Annotated in this window: 1 protein-coding gene; it reads left to right on the top strand. The window is 28.1% G+C overall.

Annotated features, from left to right (window positions below):
* Nucleotides 1–88: 88 nt before the first annotated feature.
* Nucleotides 89–235, top strand: a 147-nt coding sequence (locus tag V7659_RS23060) for an SAV0927 family protein (protein WP_335542507.1), incomplete at its 3' end; no start/stop codon positions are given.

Below are 235 nucleotides of genomic sequence, written 5' to 3'. Positions count from 1 at the left end.
AAATAAATGTACAAGTTTCTTGTTTCTTATTTAAATTTGAATTATAATAATATTCTAAAGAATCACTTTTTTAAAAAAGGAGGAACTTATGGAAATTTTTGAGAAGCTCTATGATGAGCATGAAAATTCAAAAGTTAGGTTTATTGGGTTTACCACGGAAAGTACACGTTATGATTTTGGAATTATTTATACCACCATGTTTTTTGGAAAGCCGTTAGTTGTCTGCATGCAAACA

This window comes from Neobacillus drentensis (genome assembly GCF_036966985.1).
Classification (GTDB): domain Bacteria; phylum Bacillota; class Bacilli; order Bacillales; family Cytobacillaceae; genus Neobacillus; species Neobacillus drentensis_E.
This window is presented reverse-complemented; position numbering and strand designations above follow the sequence as displayed.